The organism is Pseudomonas sp. HAR-UPW-AIA-41, from assembly GCF_002304225.1.
In the GTDB taxonomy this organism is placed as follows: domain Bacteria; phylum Pseudomonadota; class Gammaproteobacteria; order Pseudomonadales; family Pseudomonadaceae; genus Aquipseudomonas.
Genome location: NZ_NSLB01000006.1, coordinates 33,593 through 51,285 on the forward strand (window position 1 = coordinate 33,593; position 17,693 = coordinate 51,285).

Below are 17,693 nucleotides of genomic sequence, written 5' to 3' on the forward strand. Positions count from 1 at the left end.
CTCAGGCCTCCTGACGCAGGCTGACCATGGCCGCACGGGCCCAGCGCGCCTTCACCTGCTGGCCGGGCTGCACAGGGGCATCACCGAGCTGCCACTGATTGTTGGCCTGGCTGACGCAGAAGTTCTGGCCGTTGGCCAGGCGGATCTCGTAACGGGTGGATGCGCCCTGGTACTGGATGTCGTGCAGCAGGCCGCTGATTTCCACTTCATCACTGCCCAGTGGTTCGCTGCCTGCCAGACGTGTGTGTTCAGGCCGGATCGAGAAGGGGGTGTTGCTACCGCTCAGTTCCAGGGCCAGGCCGTCGCGTAGCACATTACTGGTACCGACAAACTCGGCGACGAAGGGCGTTGCCGGCTGCATATACAGGTTGCGCGGGGTATCGACCTGCTCAATGCGGCCCTTGTTGAATACGGCAACGCGATCGGACATCGACAGCGCTTCGCTCTGGTCGTGGGTCACGAAAATGAAAGTGATGCCCAGCTGGCGCTGCAGCTTCTTCAGCTCGCTCTGCATCTGCTCGCGCAGCTTGAGGTCCAGCGCGCCGAGGGGTTCATCAAGCAGCAGCACGCGCGGACGGTTGACCAGAGCGCGGGCCAGGGCCACACGCTGGCGCTGGCCGCCGGACATGGCCGCCGGCTTGCGTCCGCCGAAACCAGCTAGCGCCACCATGGCAAGTGCCTCCTCGGCACGGGCCAGGCGTTCGCTCTTGCCAACGCCCTTGACCTTGAGGCCATAGGCCACGTTGTCCAGCACGTTCATGTGCGGGAATAGCGCGTAGTCCTGGAACACCGTATTCACGTCGCGCTGGTAGGGTGCCAGGCCAACGGCCTCGACACCGTGAATGCGAATGGAGCCGGCATTGGGCTGCTCGAAGCCGGCGATCAGGCGCAAACAAGTGGTTTTGCCCGAGCCAGAGGGGCCGAGCATGGAGAAGAATTCGCCATCCTGGATATCGATCGAAACCCGGTCGACGGCTTTGACCTCGCCAAATACGCGGGAAACATCAGTGAATTGCACGGCAACAGTCATAAAAACTCCAGGAGGATAAAAGCCATCCGCTGCGCCCAGGGCGACAAGGTTTGCCGACACGAGCCGCGCCGGGTGCAGGGGATGTATTCAGATAAAACGGTTAAGCACAGGAAAATCGGTGCGATTGCACTTTTGCAGGCCCGCAGGTGGCAGCGTTGAACGAGCGGTCTACTGGCTAGGCTCCCCGCAGCGCGAGACGAGACATACCGCCGGGTAGGCGAGTCTCGCGCGAGGACGCAACGACGCCAGCAGGCCGCGCAGCCAACACGGTAGCCTTACCTGCCGCCCATGATGGCGATGTAGTCCTGCGTCCAGCGGCTATAGGGCACGTACTTGCCACCCTCGGCCTGCGGGGTCTTCCAGAAGGCCACCTGCTCGAAGTTGTCGAAGCCGTTGGTCTTGCACCCCTCGTCGGTTAGCAGGGCATTGCCCTTGCACGCCGCCGGCACCGCCGGGTTGGAGCCGAACCACGCCGCCAGGTCGCCCTGCAGCTTGGGTTCAAGCGACCAGTTCATCCAGGCATAGGCGCAGTTGGGGTGCTTGGCCTCGGCGTGCAGCATGGTGGTGTCGGCCCAGCCGGTGGCGCCTTCGCTCGGCACGGTGGAGCCAATCGGCTGCTTTTCGGCCTGCAGGGCGTTGACCTGATACTTCCAGGCGCTGGAAGCGACCACGCCTTCGTTTTTGAAGTCGTTCATCTGCACGGTCACGTCGTGCCAGTAGCGGTGGGCCAGTTTGTTCTGCGCGCGCAGCAGCTCAAGGGCGGCGGCGTACTGTTCTTCATTGAGCAGGTAGGGGTCGGTGATACCCAGGGCAGGCTGGGTGGCCTTGAGGTACAGCGCGGCATCGGCAATGTAGATCGGGCCGTCATAGGCCTGAATGCGGCCCTTGTTGCTCTTGCCGTCAGCCAGGGTCTGTTCCTCGAACACCACTTTCCAGCTGGTCGGGGCTTCCTTGAACACATTGGTGTTGTACATCAGGACGTTCGGCCCCCACTGGTAGGGCGTGCCGAAGTGCTGCTTGTTGACCACATGCCAGGGGGCGTTCTGCAGGCGCGGGTCGACATTCTTCCAGTTGGGGATCAGGTCGATGTTGATCGGTTGCACACGCTTGCCGTAGATCAGGCGCAGGGAAGCGTCGCCGGAGGCGGTGACAAGGTCGTAACCACCTTTGGCCATGAGGCTGACCATCTCGTCGGAGGTGGCGGCGGTTTTGACGTTGACCTTGCAGCTGGTCTGCTTCTCGAACTCAGTGACCCAGTCGTAGTTCTTGTCAGTCTCGCCGCGCTCGATGTAGCCCGGCCAGGCAATGATATCCAGCTGGCCCTCGGTCTGGCCCAGGGCTTTGAGTGGTTCGCCGGCCTGCGCGGCGGTACTGGCGAGGATGGCGGTGGTCAGTGCGCTAAGCAGTGCGGTGGTGCGCTTGGACATCGGTATTCCCTCTTATTGGCGTCGTTGTGGTCAGGGCAGTACATGTCTTGCTGGCAGTTCAGGCTAGTTGAGTCTGGCGCCACCAGCGGTTGCTCGGATGTTGTTGTTATGTGCTTGTAGCTGTGGCTCAGTTCAGCTCCGTGCCGTGGCGGGCCATGATGTGGCGCACCACGCTGTAGTCCTGCAGGGAGTCGCTGGACAGGTCCTTGCCGTAGCCGGAGCGCTTGAGGCCTCCGTGGGGCATTTCGCTGACCAGAGTGAAATGGGTGTTGATCCAGGTGCAGCCGTACTGCAGGCGATTGGCAATCTGCATGGCCTTGTCCAGGTTCTGCGTCCACACGGAGCTGGCCAGTCCGTATTCGCTGTCGTTGGCCCAGTCCACTGCCTGGCTCAGATCGTCGAAACGGGTTACCGATACCACCGGACCGAATACTTCACGCTGGACAATCTCATCGTTCTGTCGGCAACCGGCCAAGAGTGTCGGTTGGTAGAAAAAACCGGGCCCAGAATGCACCGCAGCACCTGTCACCCGCTCGATATGGGGTTGGCCAAGGGCTCGCTCGACAAAGCTGGCCACGCGGTCGCGCTGGCGGGCGCTGATCAGCGGGCCGATCTCGTTGTCGCTGTCCTTTTTACGGGCAAAGCGCAGGCTGGATACCGCATCACCGAGCTCGGCAACCAGGCGGTCGTGGATGCCGGCCTGGGCATAGATACGGCAGGCGGCGGTGCAGTCTTGACCGGCGTTGTAATAACCGTAGCTGCGCACCCCCTGAATCACGGCCGCCAGATCGGCGTCGTTGCACACAATCACCGGTGCTTTCCCGCCCAGTTCCAAGTGGGTGCGTTTCAGCGTCCGGGCGGCAGCCTGAAGAATCTTCTGGCCGGTAACGATGTCTCCGGTCAGTGACACCATGCGTACCTGCGGATGGCAGACCAGCGGGCTGCCGACTGTCTCACCTGCGCCGCAGACAATATTCACTACACCGCGCGGCAACAGTTCAGCCAGTGCCGGCGCCAGCGCCAGAATGCTCAGGGGCGTGTGCTCTGAGGGTTTGAACACCAGGGTGTTGCCGGCGGCGATGGCCGGAGCGATTTTCCACGCCGCCATCATCAGCGGGTAGTTCCACGGTGCGATGGAGGCCACCACGCCCAGCGGATCGCGGCGTACCAGGCTGGTATGCCCTGGCAGATACTCGCCGGACAGCTGGCCCTGCTGGCAGCGCACGGCGCCAGCGAAGAAACGGAACACGTCGACGGCAGCGGGAATATCGTCATTGCGCGCCAGGTGTTGCGGCTTGCCGCAGTTCAGTGCTTCCAGCGTGGCCAGCTCGGCGCTGCGTTGCTCAATGGCATCGGCAATCTGCAGCAGGATCAGCGAGCGCTGTGCCGGGGTGCTACGCGACCAGCCGGCAAAGGCGCTGCGTGCGGCAGCGATCGCCTGCTCCAACTGATCCAGCGATGCCTCGGCAATTTCGCACAGGGTTTCACCGGTAGCCGGGTTGAGGATGGTTTCACGCGCGCCCTGTCCGGCAACCAGTTGGCCGTCGATCAGCAATGCCGAATGAAGCACGGGGGCGGTGGCGTTCGTCATCTTCTTGGTTCTTTTGTTGACGTTGATGTCCTGAGACATGCTTTGGCTCCTGGCCATGGCGCCGTCTCGGATGGTTCTGAGACTAGAGTCCGACTCGGCGCTCGACAATTTCTAATTTATGAAAGCAGCGTTCGGTTAAATCGATACCTTGCGTGAATTGGGTTGTTCACGGGCAATCGACAGGAAAGGATCAACCAGCGCTGGCCTGGCGGTACCGCGGCGCCAGGCCAGGCCAACATCCAGGGTGGCGCTGAGGTCTGCCAGCGGGCGGGCCTCAATGATGTCGCCTTCAAGCGACCAGGGGCGGTAAGTCATGTCCGGCTGGATAGACAGGCCCAGGCCGGCCGCCACGAGGCTGCGCACTGCCTCCACCGAGGCGGTGCGCAGGCTGACTTGTGGGCTCAGGCCGGCGCGCGACCAGATGCGTTGGGTGTGCAGCCCCATCTCATCGGCGTTCAGCTGGATCAACGGCTGACTGGCCACATCGGCCAGGGTGATGCTGTCGCGCTCCAGCAAGGGATGTTGCGGAGGGAGCCAGAGGCGATGGGGGGAGTGGGTCAGTACCTCGGTCTGTAGGGCGTGACGATCTTCAAGGTTGGACAGAATCAGTACGCCGACATCAATCTCGCCAGACACCAGCAGGTGCTCGATATAGCTGCGCTCATCTTCCACCACTCGGGTCTGCACGTTGGGATAGGCGCGTTGGAAGCGGGTGATCAGATCGGCCAGGTAGTAACCGGCCACCAGGCTGGTTACACCGATGGTGAGATGCCCGGCCACCTGGTCGGTGCTTTGCTGCAGGCTGCGTTTGGCATTATCGACGGTGGCGAGGATCAGGTGGGCCTGGCGCAGGAACTGATGCCCCTGATGGGTCAGGCTCATGCCCTTGGCGTGACGGTTGAACAGGGCTACACCGATCTCTTCTTCCAACTGCTGAATCGCCTGGGTCAGCGTGGACTGAGAGATGTACACCGCCTGGGCGGCAGCCGAGATGGAGCCGGTTTCCGCCACGGCAATGAAATGGCGGATCTGACGCAGGGTCATCATGACTGATGTCCTTAGCTAAGGCGTCCATGCCATTCCAATGAAGAAGGCTGAGCATAGCCTTCAATTTTTCAGAATGACATGCAGCTCACGCGCCAAAATACGTGAGGGTCGACGCTCCTGCGCCCTTTGGTCAGGGCGCCGGGATGGCGGGGATGAAGAAAAAGGCCAGGCCGAACACCAGATACACGGCCAGCAGTTGCACGCCCTTGAGCCAGTCGGAGCGGCCGTCGCCGGCGATCTGGCTGGTGATCAGCACCGACAGGAGCATGGTCAGGGTCAGGCCCGAGGTGAACGCGAGGTTCATCGGCGTGGGGCCGATGTACAGGCTGCTCAGCACCAGCACCGGCGCCACGAACAGCGCCACCTGCAGGCTGGAACCGATGGAAATCGACAGCGCCAGGTCCATGCGGTTCTTCATCGCCGCGGTAATGGCCGAGGCATGCTCGGCGGCGTTGCCGAGAATGGCCACCACGAACACACCGATGAACAGGTTGGAGAGGCCGAAGGCTTTGGCGCTGGGCTCGATGGCTCCGACCAGGATTTCACTGACCCAGGCAATCAGGGCGGTGGCCACGGCCAGAATGGCGATGGCCTTGCCCATCGGCCAGAGGTCGGTGGCTTCGCCATCCTCCTGACGATTGCCGGCGAACAGGGCCTTGTGGGTGACCAGCGAGTAATACAGGAACAGGCCGTAGACCAGCAGCAACACCACGGAAATGGCATTGCTCAGGTGCTGCACCTTGCCCAGCAGGGCCGGTGCCTCTTCGGCGCGCATCATGTACACCGCCGGCAGCACCAGGGCGATGGCGGCCAGGGTCAAAAGACTCGCTTCGGCCCGTGCGCCATCGGAGTTGAAATGCTGCTCCCTGAAGCGAAGACCGCCGCAGAGCATGGAAGCACCCAGCACCAGCAGAATGTTGCCGATGATCGAGCCGGCCAGCGAGGCCTTGACCACGTCATGCAGGCCGGCGCGCAGGGCGGCTATGGCGATGATCAGTTCGGTGGCATTGCCGAAGGTGGCGTTGAGCAGGCCGCCAACCCCTTCACCGCTGCGTTCGGCCAGCTGTTCGGTGGCTTTGCCCAGCCAGCCGGCCAGCGGAATGATGGCGATGGCGGCGGCGATGAAGATCGCCAGATGCTGCTGGGGCGCCAGGTACTCCAGGGCCAGGGTGACGGGTACGCAGAGCAGCAGCCAGTTGAGCATGCCGTGGGACTCCATTCGGGCAGTGGTAAAGAGAAGAGCGGCCCCTTGCGGAAGCAGCCATACAGACAGTGTAAGCAAGGCGTTCAGGCGCAGGCCAGACAATCCGCAGGAGCGCTGCTTCGCTTTGGTGCTGCGGCCGGAAAAATCCCCCTGTGGCGTGCCTTGTTTTGGTGCCTGTTTTTTGTGGGTATTTTCAAGAGACTGATTTAAAAGAGAAATTTAAGTGGCACGGGCCTTGCGATGTCTTCTGCGCCTGCAGCGAGAAGGAGTACGGCATGGCCCGGATTCTCTATGACGAGATGTACGACGCGAGTGGCGCTGTCCGCCCGCACTACCGCGAATTCGCCCGCTGGTTGGCGAATACCCCGCCCGAGCAACTGGCCCAGCGCCGCCGTGAGGCCGACCTGCTGTTCCACCGGGCTGGCATCACCTTCACCGTGTACGGGGATGACCAGGGCACCGAGCGTCTGATTCCCTTCGACACCATCCCGCGCAGCATTCCGGCCAGCGAGTGGCGCGTGGTCGAGCGCGGCTGCATTCAGCGGGTCAAGGCGCTGAACATGTTCCTCGCCGACCTTTACCACGGGCAGCGCATCATCAAGGCCGGCATCATTCCGGCCGAGCAGGTGCTGGCCAACGAGGGCTACCAGATGGCGATGCAGGGCCTGGACCTGCACCGCAACATCTACGCCCACATCGCCGGGGTCGATCTGGTGCGCGACGGTGACGGCAGCTACTACGTGCTGGAAGACAACCTGCGCACCCCCAGCGGCGTCAGCTACATGCTCGAAGACCGCAAGATGATGATGCGCCTGTTCCCCGAGCTGTTTTCCGCCCAGCGAATTGCGCCCATTGATCACTACCCGAGTCTCTTGCTGTCGACGCTGAAAAGCTCCAGCCCGGTGGACGACCCCAGCGTGGTGGTGCTGACGCCGGGGCACTTCAACAGCGCCTATTTCGAACATGCCTTCCTCGCCCGCGAGATGGGCGTGGAACTGGTGGAAGGCGCCGACCTGTTCGTCCGCGACGAGAAGGTGTACATGCGCACCACCGCCGGTCCGCAGCAGGTGGATGTGATCTACCGCCGCCTGGACGATGCCTTCCTCGATCCACTGGCCTTCAACCCCGAGTCCATGCTCGGTGTGCCAGGGCTCCTGTCGGCCTACCGCGCCGGCAACGTGGTGCTGGCCAATGCCATCGGTACCGGTGTGGCCGATGACAAGTCGGTGTACCCGTTCGTGCCGGACATGATCCGCTTCTATCTCGATGAGGAGCCGATCCTGAAGAACGTGCCGACCTGGCAGTGTCGCAAGGCCGACGAGCTGTCCCACGTACTGGCCCACCTGCCGGATCTGGTGGTCAAGGAAACCCAGGGCTCGGGCGGCTACGGCATGCTGGTCGGCCCGGCCGCGAGCAAGGCCGAGATCGAGACCTTCCGCGAGCGCCTCAAGGCCAATCCTGCCGCCTACATCGCTCAGCCGACCCTGAGCCTGTCTACCTGCCCGACTTTTGTCGAGCAGGGCATTGCCCCGCGCCATATCGACCTGCGCCCGTTCGTCCTCTCCGGCAAGGAAACCCGTCTGGTTCCCGGAGGGCTGACCCGCGTGGCGCTGCGCGAGGGTTCCCTGGTGGTCAACTCGTCGCAGGGCGGCGGGACCAAGGACACCTGGGTGGTTGAAGATTGAGAAGGATTGCCTGCCATGCTGAGTAGAACTGCCGCCGAACTGTACTGGATGTCGCGCTACCTGGAGCGCGCGGAAAACCTCGCGCGCATGCTGGATGTCAGCTATTCGCTGTCACTGATGCCGCAGGACGGTCAGGGCACCGGCCTCGATGAACTGACCATGCCGCTCCTGATCACCGGCAACATGGACGATTACCTGGCGCGCCACGGCGAACTGGATGCCGAGCGCCTGCTGCACTTCTTCGCCTTCGACGGCGACAACCCCGGCAGCATCTTCAGCTGCCTGCGTGCCGCACGCGGCAATGCCCACGTGGTGCGCGGGCGGATCACAGCCGACATGTGGGAAAACATCAACGCCACCTGGCTGGAAATGCGCGACATGGCCCAGCAGGGCCTGCAGAGCTACGGCATCAGTGCCTTCTGCGAATGGGTCAAGCAGCGCTCGCACCTGTTCCGCGGTGCCGCCTTCGGCACCAGCCTGCGCAACGATGCCTTCCGCTTCATCCGACTGGGTACCTACATCGAGCGGGCCGACAACACACTGCGCCTGCTCGACTCGCGTTACGAGCTGCTCGGCGATGCCGCCGAGAGCATTGGTGACGGCTCGGCCCGTGGTTACTACCAGTGGAACGCCTTGCTGCGTGCGCTCTCGGTATTTGAGGCCTTTACCGAAATCTACCGCGGCTCTCCGGACAAGCGTCAGGTGGCCGAACTGCTGATCCTGCGCGAGGACGTGCCGCGCTCGCTGCGCGCCTGCCTCGGCGAAATCAACCAGATCCTCGCCAGCCTGCCGGGCGTCAACGGCCGTCCGGCGCAGCGCATGGTCGCCAGCCTGGAAGCGCGGCTGCGCTACACCGGCATCGAGGAAATCCTCGAAGAGGGCCTGCACGTCTGGTTGTCCGACTTCATCCTGCTGGTTCGCCGGCTGGCCAATGCCATTCAAAGTTCCTATCTGGAGGCCGCATGAAACTCACCATCAGCCACGACACCACCTACCGCTACGACGACCAGGTGCGCGCGAGCATCCAGTACCTTCGTCTGACCCCGCAGGAAAGCGAGCGCCAGCATGTACTCGACTGGCACCTGGACCTGCCGTGCCCGGCCCGCGCCCAGCGCGACCCCTACGGCAACATCCTGCACGTGCTGAATGTGGACGAACCGCACGATTCGCTGCTGATCAGCGCCCGTGGCAGCGTGGAAATCGACGAAACCCGCGAGGCCGAGCATGACCAGCTGTCGCCGCTGCCGTTCCTGCGTTTCACCCGCCTGACTCAGGCCGACGAAGCCCTGCGCCAGTTCGCCCTGCATCACTGTGGCGCCCGTCGTGACCGCAATGCCCTGATCGAACTGATGTTCGGTCTGGGCGAGGCCATGCCGTTCACGCCGGGTCTGACCGCTGTCGACACCACGGCGGCGGAAGCCTTCGCCAAGCGCGGCGGCGTCTGTCAGGACCACAGCCATGCCTTCCTGGCCTGCGCCCGCAGCCTGCAGGTGCCGGCGCGCTACGTGTCCGGCTACCTGTTCAGCGAAGACGCCGGCCATCTGGCCAGTCACGCCTGGGTGGAAGCCTGGCTGGACGGCGCCTGGTACAGCTTCGATGTCACCAACGGCCTGTCGCGCCCGGAGCGTCACCTCAAGCTGGCCGTGGGTCTGGATTATCTGGATGCCTGCCCGGTGCGTGGCATGCGCCGTGGCGGCGGCGGGGAGCAGATGCACGCCCGCGTGCTGGTCAATCAGCCAGTAATGACCCTGCATGCCCAGCAGCAGTAACCATCAGCAGTATCGGGCGGCCCTCAGGCCGCTCTGCGAGGTGTTATGACCTATTGCGTTGCCATGAACCTGGCCGATGGCCTGGTGTTCGTCTCCGACTCGCGCACCAACGCCGGGGTCGATCACATTGCGACTTTCCGCAAGCTGCACGTCTTTGGCGTGCCGGGCGAGCGGCTGATCGTGCTGCAGAGTGCCGGTAACCTGGCCACCTCGCAGTCGGTGATCAGCCTGCTGCGTCACCGGCTGGGCGGCGAGGGCGCGCACCTGCACAACGTCCCGACGCTGTTCGACGCGGCCAGTCTGGTGGGCGCGACCCTGCGCGAAGTGCTGGAACGCGACAGCGGCCCGAGTCTGGGGCAGGGCGTTGATCTTGGCTGTTCCTTCCTGCTCGGCGGGCAGATTCGCGGAGCGGCCCCCGGCCTGTTCAACCTCTACCCGCAGGGCAACTTCATCGAGGCCACCCGCGACACGCCGTACTTCCAGATTGGCGAGAGCAAGTACGGCAAGCCCATCCTCGACCGCGCGCTGCAGCACGGCACGCCCCTGGAGCAGGCATTGCGCTGTGCGCTGATTTCCTTCGATTCGACCATCCGCAGCAATCTCTCGGTGGGCATGCCGCTGGATGTGTTGGTGTACCGCGCCGGCTCACTGGTGATTCCCGAAGGCTACCGGGTCAGCGAGGGCGATGCCTATTTCGAGAGTATCCGCGCCTTCTGGGGCGCCGGTCTGCGCCAGTTGCTCGGGGAGTTGCCGGAACTGCCCGACGACTACTGGCGCTAGCAGGCTGTTGAAAACTACCTGCGTTGCCATCGCGGCGTTAAAACCAGGCTCAAAATACTCATTTACCATTCGTAAACTGCGCTTTTTTGCCTGTTTTTGCCTTGCGCTAGCTGCCTCGCCAACGTTTTCAAAAGCCTGCTTCGCTCTTTACGTTCCGTCTCTAATGGTGATCGTCAGCAGGCGGTGCGCAATCGGGTAAGATGCGCGCCGCAGCGCAGGGCTGCGCCAGCAGAGGGCCAGTGGGTGAGCAAGCAGCAAGCAGACGTGATCATCATCGGCGCCGGTGCCGCAGGGCTGATGTGCGCCTTCACCGCCGCCCAGCGTGGCCGCCGCGTACTGGTACTTGATCACGCCAACAAGCCCGGCAAAAAAATCCTCATGTCCGGCGGTGGCCGCTGCAACTTCACCAACATGTACTGCGAGCCGGCCAACTTCCTCTCGGCCAACCCGCATTTCTGCAAGTCGGCACTGGCGCGCTACACCCAGTGGGACTTCATCGAGCTGGTCGCCAAGCACGGCGTGGCCTATCACGAGAAGAAGCTCGGCCAGCTGTTCTGCGACCACAAATCCAGCGACATCCTCGGCCTGCTGCTGGATGAGTGCGACCAGGCCGGCGCCCGTCTGCAGCTGGATACTTCGGTCAGCGAGATTGCCGCGCTCGAGGGCGGCGGCTACCGCCTGGAAACCAGTGCCGGCACCTACACCTGCCAGTCGCTGGTAATTGCCACCGGCGGCCTGTCGATTCCCACCCTGGGCGCCAGTGGCTTCGGTTATCAGGTCGCCCGCCAGTTCGGCCATCAAGTGCTGCCGACCCGAGCCGCGCTGGTGCCGTTCACCATTACCGAACCCCAGCTCAAGGCGCTGTGCAGCGAACTCTCCGGCACCTCGGTGGAGGATTGCCTGGTCAGCTGCAACGGCCAGAGCTTCAAGGAAAACATCCTGTTCACCCACCGCGGTCTGAGCGGCCCGGCCATTCTGCAGATTTCCTCCTACTGGCAGCCGGGCGACGAGGTCAGCATCAACCTGCTGCCGCACCTGGACCTCGCCGAGTGGCTGCCGGCGCAGCAGGCCGAGCGGCCCAACAGCGAGCTGAAAACCGTGCTGGGCGAGCTGTTCACCAAGAAGATGGCCGGCCTTCTGGCCGAGCAGTGGTTCGTCTCCAAACCGCTCAAGCAATACACGCCGGCTGAGCTGCAGACCGTAGCCGGACGGCTGGCAGACTGGCGTTTCGTCCCGGCCGGCACCGAGGGCTACCGCACCGCCGAGGTCACTCTGGGCGGGGTGGACACCCGCGAGGTGTCGTCCAAGACCATGGAGTCGCAGAAGGCGCCGGGGCTCTACTTCATCGGCGAGGTGCTGGATGTGAGCGGCCAGCTGGGCGGCTTCAACTTCCAGTGGGCCTGGGCTTCCGCCTTCGCCGCCGCCCAGTACGCCTGATTCCCCTGCGGCTCAGCCCGTAGGTTGGGTTGAGTCGCCACGCGACGAAGCCCAACGGATCATTCCCGCACGTTGGGCTTCGCGACGCTCAACCCAACCTACGGTGCCGGCAGAATGCCCTTGGCCGTAAGCGCCGCGCGAACAATGGACTGGCGCAGCGGCAGGTCGTCCGCGCTGCGGGTGTCGATGTTCAGGGCAAACAGCCAGATGTCGCGTTCACTCTTCACATAACCCACGTACCAGCCCGTGCCCGGCGTGGCTCGGGCGCTCCAGCCGGTTTTCGCATACAACCGGTACTGCGGCGTCTGCTCGGCCAGCATTATGGTCTCCAGCGCCGCATAGCTTTGCGCCCGGTACGGCAGCTTGTGCAGCGCCACCTGCCTGAGAAAGGCCACCTGCTGTTCGGCACTGACGGTTAGCGAACCGTCCAGCCAGAACTGATCGACCACAAAAGGCTCGCGCAACTGGCCGAAACCCGCTTCGCGGATATACGCGGGGTACACCGCCGCACCCACGCGTCGGGCCAGTTGCTGATAGCACCACACACAGCTCAGGCGAAAGGCGCTGGCCAGCGTCTGATCGCGGTTCCAGTCCGGCATCTCATAGTGCGTGCCATCCCAGCGGAATACCGCCTCGGGGCCGCTGACCGCACCCTGTTGCAGGCCGATCAGGCTGTTCAGCACTTTGAAGGTGGAAGCGGCGGTAAACGGCTGGGCCGCCCGCGTGGCGTTGTGCACATAACGCTGACCACTTTTGGCCGATTCGATCAGCAGGGTTCCGCTGGCGCCTGCCTCGCGGAACAGGTGGGCCAGCTCGGCGTCTTCGGCGTGGGCGAGGGTGATCTGGCTGAGCAGAAACACACAGCAGAACCAGCGGAGCAGGGGATGGGGCATGGATGATCAGCTCGTGAGAAGGGCGAAGGCCCAGTAGAGCGCAATCAGCATCTGCACGGCAAAGGCCGTGAAGCGCAGATTCACCGCCATGACTGACAAGGAGGCCAGATGAATCAGCGACTGAACCACGCGCGCGCCCAGCAGCAGGAGAGCCAGCGGGTCCGTGATTGCGGTTTGCCCGCTGAGCGAGGCAATCATCAGCAAGCCACCGAACACCGGCAAGCCTTCCAGGCAATTGGCGTGGGCCCGCGCCAGGCGCTGCATGAAGGGCGAGAGGTTACCGTTATCTGGCTGAAAGCCGTTGGAGGGCACTGCCTTGAGCAGTACCAGGCGGCTGCGCAGGCTTTCCATCAGCACCAGCAGGAGCAAGGTCCAGGTTACAAAACCGGTCAGGGCAAGCAGGGATGCGTTCATGGCCGACTCCATCATCGCGGGGGATGCAGTCGGTATAGCAGCTGGCGACAGGGCTCCGTTGCCAGCTTTGATCAGTACCAGAGCAGGGCGGTGTTTGGTATCAGTCCCTACCACCGACGATTTCGAGCGTGAGGATCTTGCTTTTGTTGAGCATGAGTACGCGGCTGTTTCTGTCGGCTCGCAGTATTAGGAAGTCCTTGCCGCTGCTGAGTAACACCCCGTGGACCTTGCTGCTGTCTTCCATCAGTACGACTACGGGCTGGTCCAGATAGGGACTGAATTCATCCGCCACGCGCGTTGTGGTGGCAACAGGGGCCGGCTCGGCGTAGGTAGAGCTCGCGCGTGCGAGATGAGCCCATTGGCGACTGCCATCCTTGGCCAGCAACTCAACGGCATCGATTTCATTCCAACCAGCGACTTCACGCGAGGCGAGATAGAGCTTGATACGCTGGGTGGCGGCCGCTGAGTTCAGGGCAAATTCAGCAACACCTGCGGGCGGGCCATTGCGCAGCGGGTCCGTGCCCTCCCACAGCAGGCTTTCCTTATCGTCAGCATCCAGCGCCGTGATCTTGACCACAGCACCCGGGTTAAAGGTTTCAAAAACCCGCAGCTGTGCAGGCTCGACCGCGTTGAGGTATTCCAGCAGCAACCATTCGTCCCGGCCGTCTTCAGTCAGCGAAGCCCAGGCACTCTCCAGATCGCCGGGCCCCTGGCTGTTCGGCGCACCCGTAGCCTGCTCAGGCCCCCAGGCGCGCATGTCGCCCGCGTGCAGTGGCAATGCCAGGCAAGCCGTAACCAGCCACAACCAGAGAGACCGTTTTTTGAGGGGAAATGGTGTGTTTGTCATGCGAGGCATTCCGAAAGCCGAACGGATGAAGTGAGACTCTGCTTCATTCTGGGAGAGCTTGATAGTCTGTGATCGTTGAAAACATGAGCTGGTGTAGCCGCAGAAACCTGAAACTGCACTGAAGGCGGAACCAGCCCATACGCTAGGCACCTGTATCGGACCAGACTGCAAACTCGTTACCGCCAGGCTCAGTGAAATGAAAGCGCCGGCCACCGGGGAAGCTGAATATCGGTTTTATGATGCTGCCACCGGCCTCGGTAACTTTGCCAAGTGTGCGCTCAAGGTCATTGCTGAAGAACACCAGCAGAGCAGCTCCGTTGGCTGTGCTGGAGCACAGGTTTGCCTTGAAGAAACCACCGTCGAGGCCTTGACCGGAAAAGGCGGCGTACTCGGGGCCGTAGTCTATGAACGACCAGCCAAAAGCCCTCTCAAAGAACAGTTTCGTGGACTGTAAGTCTGGTGAAGGAAACTCAACGTAGTTCAGTTTTCCGTGTTCGCTCATAAGGTCGTCTCTGTTTCAGTTGCATAACGTTTGGTTAAGGGGCGGGCTTTAGCCCGTCCCAGTGAGCGAAGCGAACGGTTTGAACCACTAGTTAGGGTGTGAGTGGATAACTTTCGCCGTCATCGCCTTGAACTCTTGCGCCGAGAACTTCAGAAATTTTTATGAGTTTATTAATGGCGTTTTCAGATGGGTTCTTGGTGTAAATTTCGCAAAGGTCGGGGTTGTACCAAATAGGGAATTGCTCAAGCTCAAGAGACACTAAGAAATCATCTGTTGAGTTTTTATCGTCGCGCTGGATTTGGCTGTCCGTTTTTACGTAATTATTCCATTCCTCACGACTTATGCAGGGGCCGTTCTCGTCAGCCCAAAAATCTTTTTTAGTAATATGGAGATCATAACCTGCATAGACGAACTGGCTAACCATTGCCAAAAACGCAGCGAAGATTAATTTCATGTGTAGCCCTAACTACTATTAGGCGACATTTCTGTCGCATAACGTTCCTGAAAATGTCGCATAACACGCTAAGGCCTTCGCTAACCGATTGTTTTCCCAAGCTTGCGGAATAACAAAAGGGACAGCGACTCAAGCAAACGCGACAGCTTATGTGGCTTTTACCGGAAGGGTGGCAGAGGGCTGAACACAACTTTCCCTGTTGGCGGATGATTCCCTTCATTGGCATAGGGCCATTGCGCGACCATAACGCGGCGATCCGGCTTGGGTAAAGCCGGACTGCGGTTCAGGGCTGAACTTTGCGTGTGGCCATATGGCGCAGGTAGGCGAGCAGTTGCTGCAGTTCGGTGTCGGCCAGCGTCTGTTGGCTGAAACCGGGCATGCGTGCCTGTGGCCAGCGGCGGAGGGACTGCGGGTCGCGGATATAGCGGGGCAGGAAATCGGCGCTGAAGTATTCGGTGGGGTTGTGGGGGATATTCAGGTCCGGGCCGAAGGCTGAGTCGCCGGCACCGTTCAGGCGGTGGCAGGCCAGGCAGTGCTTCTGGAACTGGGCAAAACCAGCCTGAACCTCGGTGCCGGCATCCGCCGCCGGCAGCAGCGCTGGAAATCGCTCGGCCAGGCTCTGCACCTGACGCAGGCTTACCATCTGAAACGGCCATTGCTCGGGGCCGATCTGGCCCGCCTGCGGGTCGGTCCACACCAGATAGAACGGCCCGGCGCTGGGTTTGTTGTTGCTCAGCTTTGGCCAGGGTTTGGCCGGGTCTTCGATGGCGACCCAGGCGCGGGCGCCTTCACGGTTGAGCAGCGGTGCGGCCGGCAGTTCGGCGGCAAAGCCGTCACTGGCCACGGCCTGCAGCTGGTCGCCGGCGCTCACGCCTGGCAGCAGGCTGGCTACCGGCACGGCCTGGTAGGTCATGGCACGCTTGTAGGCCACATCGTCTGGTATGCGAATGGCTTGCGCCTGCTTCAGCAGTTGCTCGGTGCTGTAGCGGGTCTGCTGGCCATTGATCTCCAGCAGCAGTTCGGCAGCAGACAGGGGCAGGGCGGTAAGCAGCAACAGACTGCTCAGCAGTTTTGCGTGCATGCGGCCTCCGGGGTTTTGGCCTGTTGGGCTGCCTTGAGGCTATCGATGCCGCCGGCGTTGATCACCTGCTGGTAGCCCAGTGCCTGCAGGGCATCCTGAGCCAGCCCCGAGCGGCGGCCGCTGCGGCAATACAGGACGATGGACTTGGATTTTTCCGGCGCCACGCGGCTGATCTGTTCGGCGATCTGCTCGTGGCTGATGTTTTGGGCGCCGGGCAGAGCACCGCTGGCGAACTCGCCGGCGCTGCGCACATCGATCAGCAGGGTGCCGGGCTTGGCCAGTTGCGTGAGGGCTGCCCCCTGGTCGATATCCCCAGCCTGGGCCGTGCTGGCAAGAAGGGGCAGGAGAAGGGCAGCGAGACGGGATTTCAGCGGCATGATGATCTCCGGGCGGCAAATCTAGTGCGGGGCAGAGCTTTATCATGCCGCTTTTTTTGCGGGAGCTCAGCGCAATCTTGGTGCAATTGTTTGCCGTTCGCCTGCGTCTGTTTCAGTGGTTGTCCGGTGCTGTACTGGCTTATCTGGTCGCCAATCCGAGCTTCCGGTTCGTCGGACTGAGGCAGTCGCGGGGATAAGCAGAATGCTGAGCTGGGGGATCGTTGAGCCTTGATGATGTGGGCAGTGTTGCAAGTGCCTCAGTGCAGCGATGTGGTCACTCCGTACTTGAGCAGCAGTGCCTGCAACTGGCCGTTTTCGCGCATGGTCAGCATCTCCCGATCAAGCAGTTCGGCGATCTGTTGAGCCTTGGGGTGCCGGCGCGAAATGCCGATGTAGACCTTGTTGGGTTCGCTGACGGGAGCGGTGTAGAAGCTGTCCTGCAGGTTGAGACTCTTGAGGGTGTATTGCAGGACAGCCAGGTTATCCAGAGTGATATCGCCCCGGCCGCGCATGATCAGGTTGAGCATGCGCGGCAGCAGGTCAGTGCCTTTGTTGTAGCTGACCTGCTGAGAGTGCGTGCTTAGCCAGGGGCCTAGTGGCGTGGTGCCGGCGTAATCGTAGTCCTGGATCAGCTGGAAGTGCAGGCCGGTCAGGCTGGCATCGGACAGGTCTTTCACTTGTGGCTGGCGCATGTGCTGGGCGTAGCCCATCTGGCTCCAGAAGTAACTGTGCTCGGGCAGTATGACGATGGCTTCGCGGTAGTGGTTGGCGCCCAGCAGACCGTCGATCTTGCCTTGTTCCACGCTGACCAGGGCGCGGCTCCAGGGCATGTTGCGGTACTCAACCCGGTAGCCGTGGCGGGCCAGTGCCTGCTGTGCGGCCTCAACCATGAAGCCCGGGCTTTCAGGGGCGTCGGCACAGACCATCGGGCACCAAGGGTCGGCGCCGAGTACCAGTGTTGCGTCTTGGGCTGCTGCGCTTCCCGGCCAGCTGAAAAACAGCCCGATGGCTACAGCCCGAAGTAGTGGCAGCGTCCGCTTCATCCAAGCCCTCCTGAGTGGAAAAAGCATGGCACAGTTGTAGTCACTCAACTCGGTTGAATGTCGCACAGGCGCTTGCTGAAGCCTTCGGCTCGTCTCCCTGGGCGGCTATCAT

18 protein-coding genes are annotated in these 17,693 nt (G+C 62.2%); 5 read left to right on the forward strand and 13 right to left on the reverse strand.

Annotation, left to right across the window (positions count from 1 at the left end):
- Position 1: 1 nt before the first annotated feature.
- The 5 genes from CK486_RS12660 to cax all read right to left on the reverse strand — a co-directional run bounded on the left by CK486_RS12660 (position 2) and on the right by cax (position 6,299).
- On the reverse strand, positions 2 to 1,030 hold the full coding sequence (locus CK486_RS12660) for an ABC transporter ATP-binding protein (RefSeq protein ID WP_095940680.1): 1,029 nt from the start codon (positions 1,028 to 1,030) through the stop codon (positions 2 to 4).
- Positions 1,031 to 1,305: 275 nt separating this feature from the next.
- Positions 1,306 to 2,457: a putative ABC transporter substrate-binding protein YdcS gene (gene ydcS / locus CK486_RS12665; protein WP_095940681.1), complete on the reverse strand. Its 1,152-nt coding sequence runs from the start codon at positions 2,455 to 2,457 to the stop codon at positions 1,306 to 1,308.
- Between the two features lie 127 nt (positions 2,458 to 2,584).
- Positions 2,585 to 4,048, reverse strand: a complete 1,464-nt coding sequence (locus CK486_RS12670) for a gamma-aminobutyraldehyde dehydrogenase (RefSeq protein WP_095940864.1) — start codon at positions 4,046 to 4,048, stop codon at positions 2,585 to 2,587.
- A gap of 135 nt (positions 4,049 to 4,183) precedes the next feature.
- Positions 4,184 to 5,095: a LysR family transcriptional regulator gene (locus CK486_RS12675; protein WP_095940682.1), complete on the reverse strand. Its 912-nt coding sequence runs from the start codon at positions 5,093 to 5,095 to the stop codon at positions 4,184 to 4,186.
- A 130-nt stretch (positions 5,096 to 5,225) separates the two neighbouring features.
- Positions 5,226 to 6,299, reverse strand: a complete 1,074-nt coding sequence (gene cax / locus CK486_RS12680) for a calcium/proton exchanger (RefSeq protein ID WP_095940683.1) — start codon at positions 6,297 to 6,299, stop codon at positions 5,226 to 5,228.
- A gap of 275 nt (positions 6,300 to 6,574) precedes the next feature.
- Here cax and CK486_RS12685 point away from each other — a divergent pair, with 275 nt between their 5' ends.
- From CK486_RS12685 to CK486_RS12705, 5 genes are all read left to right on the forward strand, one after another.
- Positions 6,575 to 7,984 (forward strand): circularly permuted type 2 ATP-grasp protein, encoded by a 1,410-nt coding sequence (locus CK486_RS12685; protein WP_095940684.1) that lies wholly within the window; start codon positions 6,575 to 6,577, stop codon positions 7,982 to 7,984.
- Between the two features lie 15 nt (positions 7,985 to 7,999).
- Complete coding sequence (locus CK486_RS12690) at positions 8,000 to 8,950, forward strand: alpha-E domain-containing protein (protein WP_095940685.1); 951 nt, start codon at positions 8,000 to 8,002, stop codon at positions 8,948 to 8,950.
- Complete coding sequence (locus CK486_RS12695) at positions 8,947 to 9,753, forward strand: transglutaminase family protein (protein ID WP_095940686.1); 807 nt, start codon at positions 8,947 to 8,949, stop codon at positions 9,751 to 9,753. The genes CK486_RS12690 and CK486_RS12695 overlap by 4 nt, the downstream gene beginning before the upstream one ends.
- 45 nt (positions 9,754 to 9,798) lie before the next feature.
- On the forward strand, positions 9,799 to 10,533 hold the full coding sequence (locus tag CK486_RS12700) for a proteasome-type protease (protein ID WP_095940687.1): 735 nt from the start codon (positions 9,799 to 9,801) through the stop codon (positions 10,531 to 10,533).
- Between the two features lie 243 nt (positions 10,534 to 10,776).
- Positions 10,777 to 11,970 carry an NAD(P)/FAD-dependent oxidoreductase gene (locus CK486_RS12705; protein WP_256574424.1) on the forward strand — a complete coding sequence of 398 codons (1,194 nt, stop codon included), beginning with the start codon at positions 10,777 to 10,779 and terminating at the stop codon, positions 11,968 to 11,970.
- A gap of 98 nt (positions 11,971 to 12,068) precedes the next feature.
- Here the strand turns inward: CK486_RS12705 and blaOXA are convergent, their stop codons facing one another.
- The 8 genes from blaOXA to CK486_RS12745 all read right to left on the reverse strand — a co-directional run bounded on the left by blaOXA (position 12,069) and on the right by CK486_RS12745 (position 17,581).
- Positions 12,069 to 12,863, reverse strand: coding sequence for a class D beta-lactamase (gene blaOXA, locus CK486_RS12710; protein WP_095940688.1), 795 nt, complete (start codon positions 12,861 to 12,863; stop codon positions 12,069 to 12,071).
- Between the two features lie 6 nt (positions 12,864 to 12,869).
- Entirely contained in the window at positions 12,870 to 13,277 is a 408-nt protein-coding gene (locus tag CK486_RS12715; protein ID WP_095940689.1) for an MAPEG family protein, read from the reverse strand.
- A gap of 100 nt (positions 13,278 to 13,377) precedes the next feature.
- A complete protein-coding gene (locus CK486_RS12720; RefSeq protein ID WP_095940690.1) occupies positions 13,378 to 14,034 on the reverse strand; it encodes a hypothetical protein in 657 nt (218 codons plus the stop codon).
- Positions 14,035 to 14,266: 232 nt separating this feature from the next.
- A complete protein-coding gene (locus CK486_RS12725; protein ID WP_095940691.1) occupies positions 14,267 to 14,626 on the reverse strand; it encodes a VOC family protein in 360 nt (119 codons plus the stop codon).
- 91 nt (positions 14,627 to 14,717) lie between these two features.
- Positions 14,718 to 15,080: a hypothetical protein gene (locus tag CK486_RS12730; RefSeq protein ID WP_095940692.1), complete on the reverse strand. Its 363-nt coding sequence runs from the start codon at positions 15,078 to 15,080 to the stop codon at positions 14,718 to 14,720.
- 283 nt (positions 15,081 to 15,363) lie between these two features.
- The gene (locus CK486_RS12735; protein ID WP_095940693.1) at positions 15,364 to 16,161 is read right to left on the reverse strand and encodes a cytochrome c; all 798 of its coding nucleotides are present in this window, start codon (positions 16,159 to 16,161) and stop codon (positions 15,364 to 15,366) included.
- Entirely contained in the window at positions 16,143 to 16,538 is a 396-nt protein-coding gene (locus CK486_RS12740; protein WP_095940694.1) for a rhodanese-like domain-containing protein, read from the reverse strand. The genes CK486_RS12735 and CK486_RS12740 overlap by 19 nt, the downstream gene beginning before the upstream one ends.
- A 257-nt stretch (positions 16,539 to 16,795) precedes the next feature.
- The gene (locus CK486_RS12745) at positions 16,796 to 17,581 is read right to left on the reverse strand and encodes an ABC transporter substrate-binding protein (RefSeq protein WP_176481705.1); all 786 of its coding nucleotides are present in this window, start codon (positions 17,579 to 17,581) and stop codon (positions 16,796 to 16,798) included.
- Between the last annotated feature and the right edge of the window lie 112 nt (positions 17,582 to 17,693).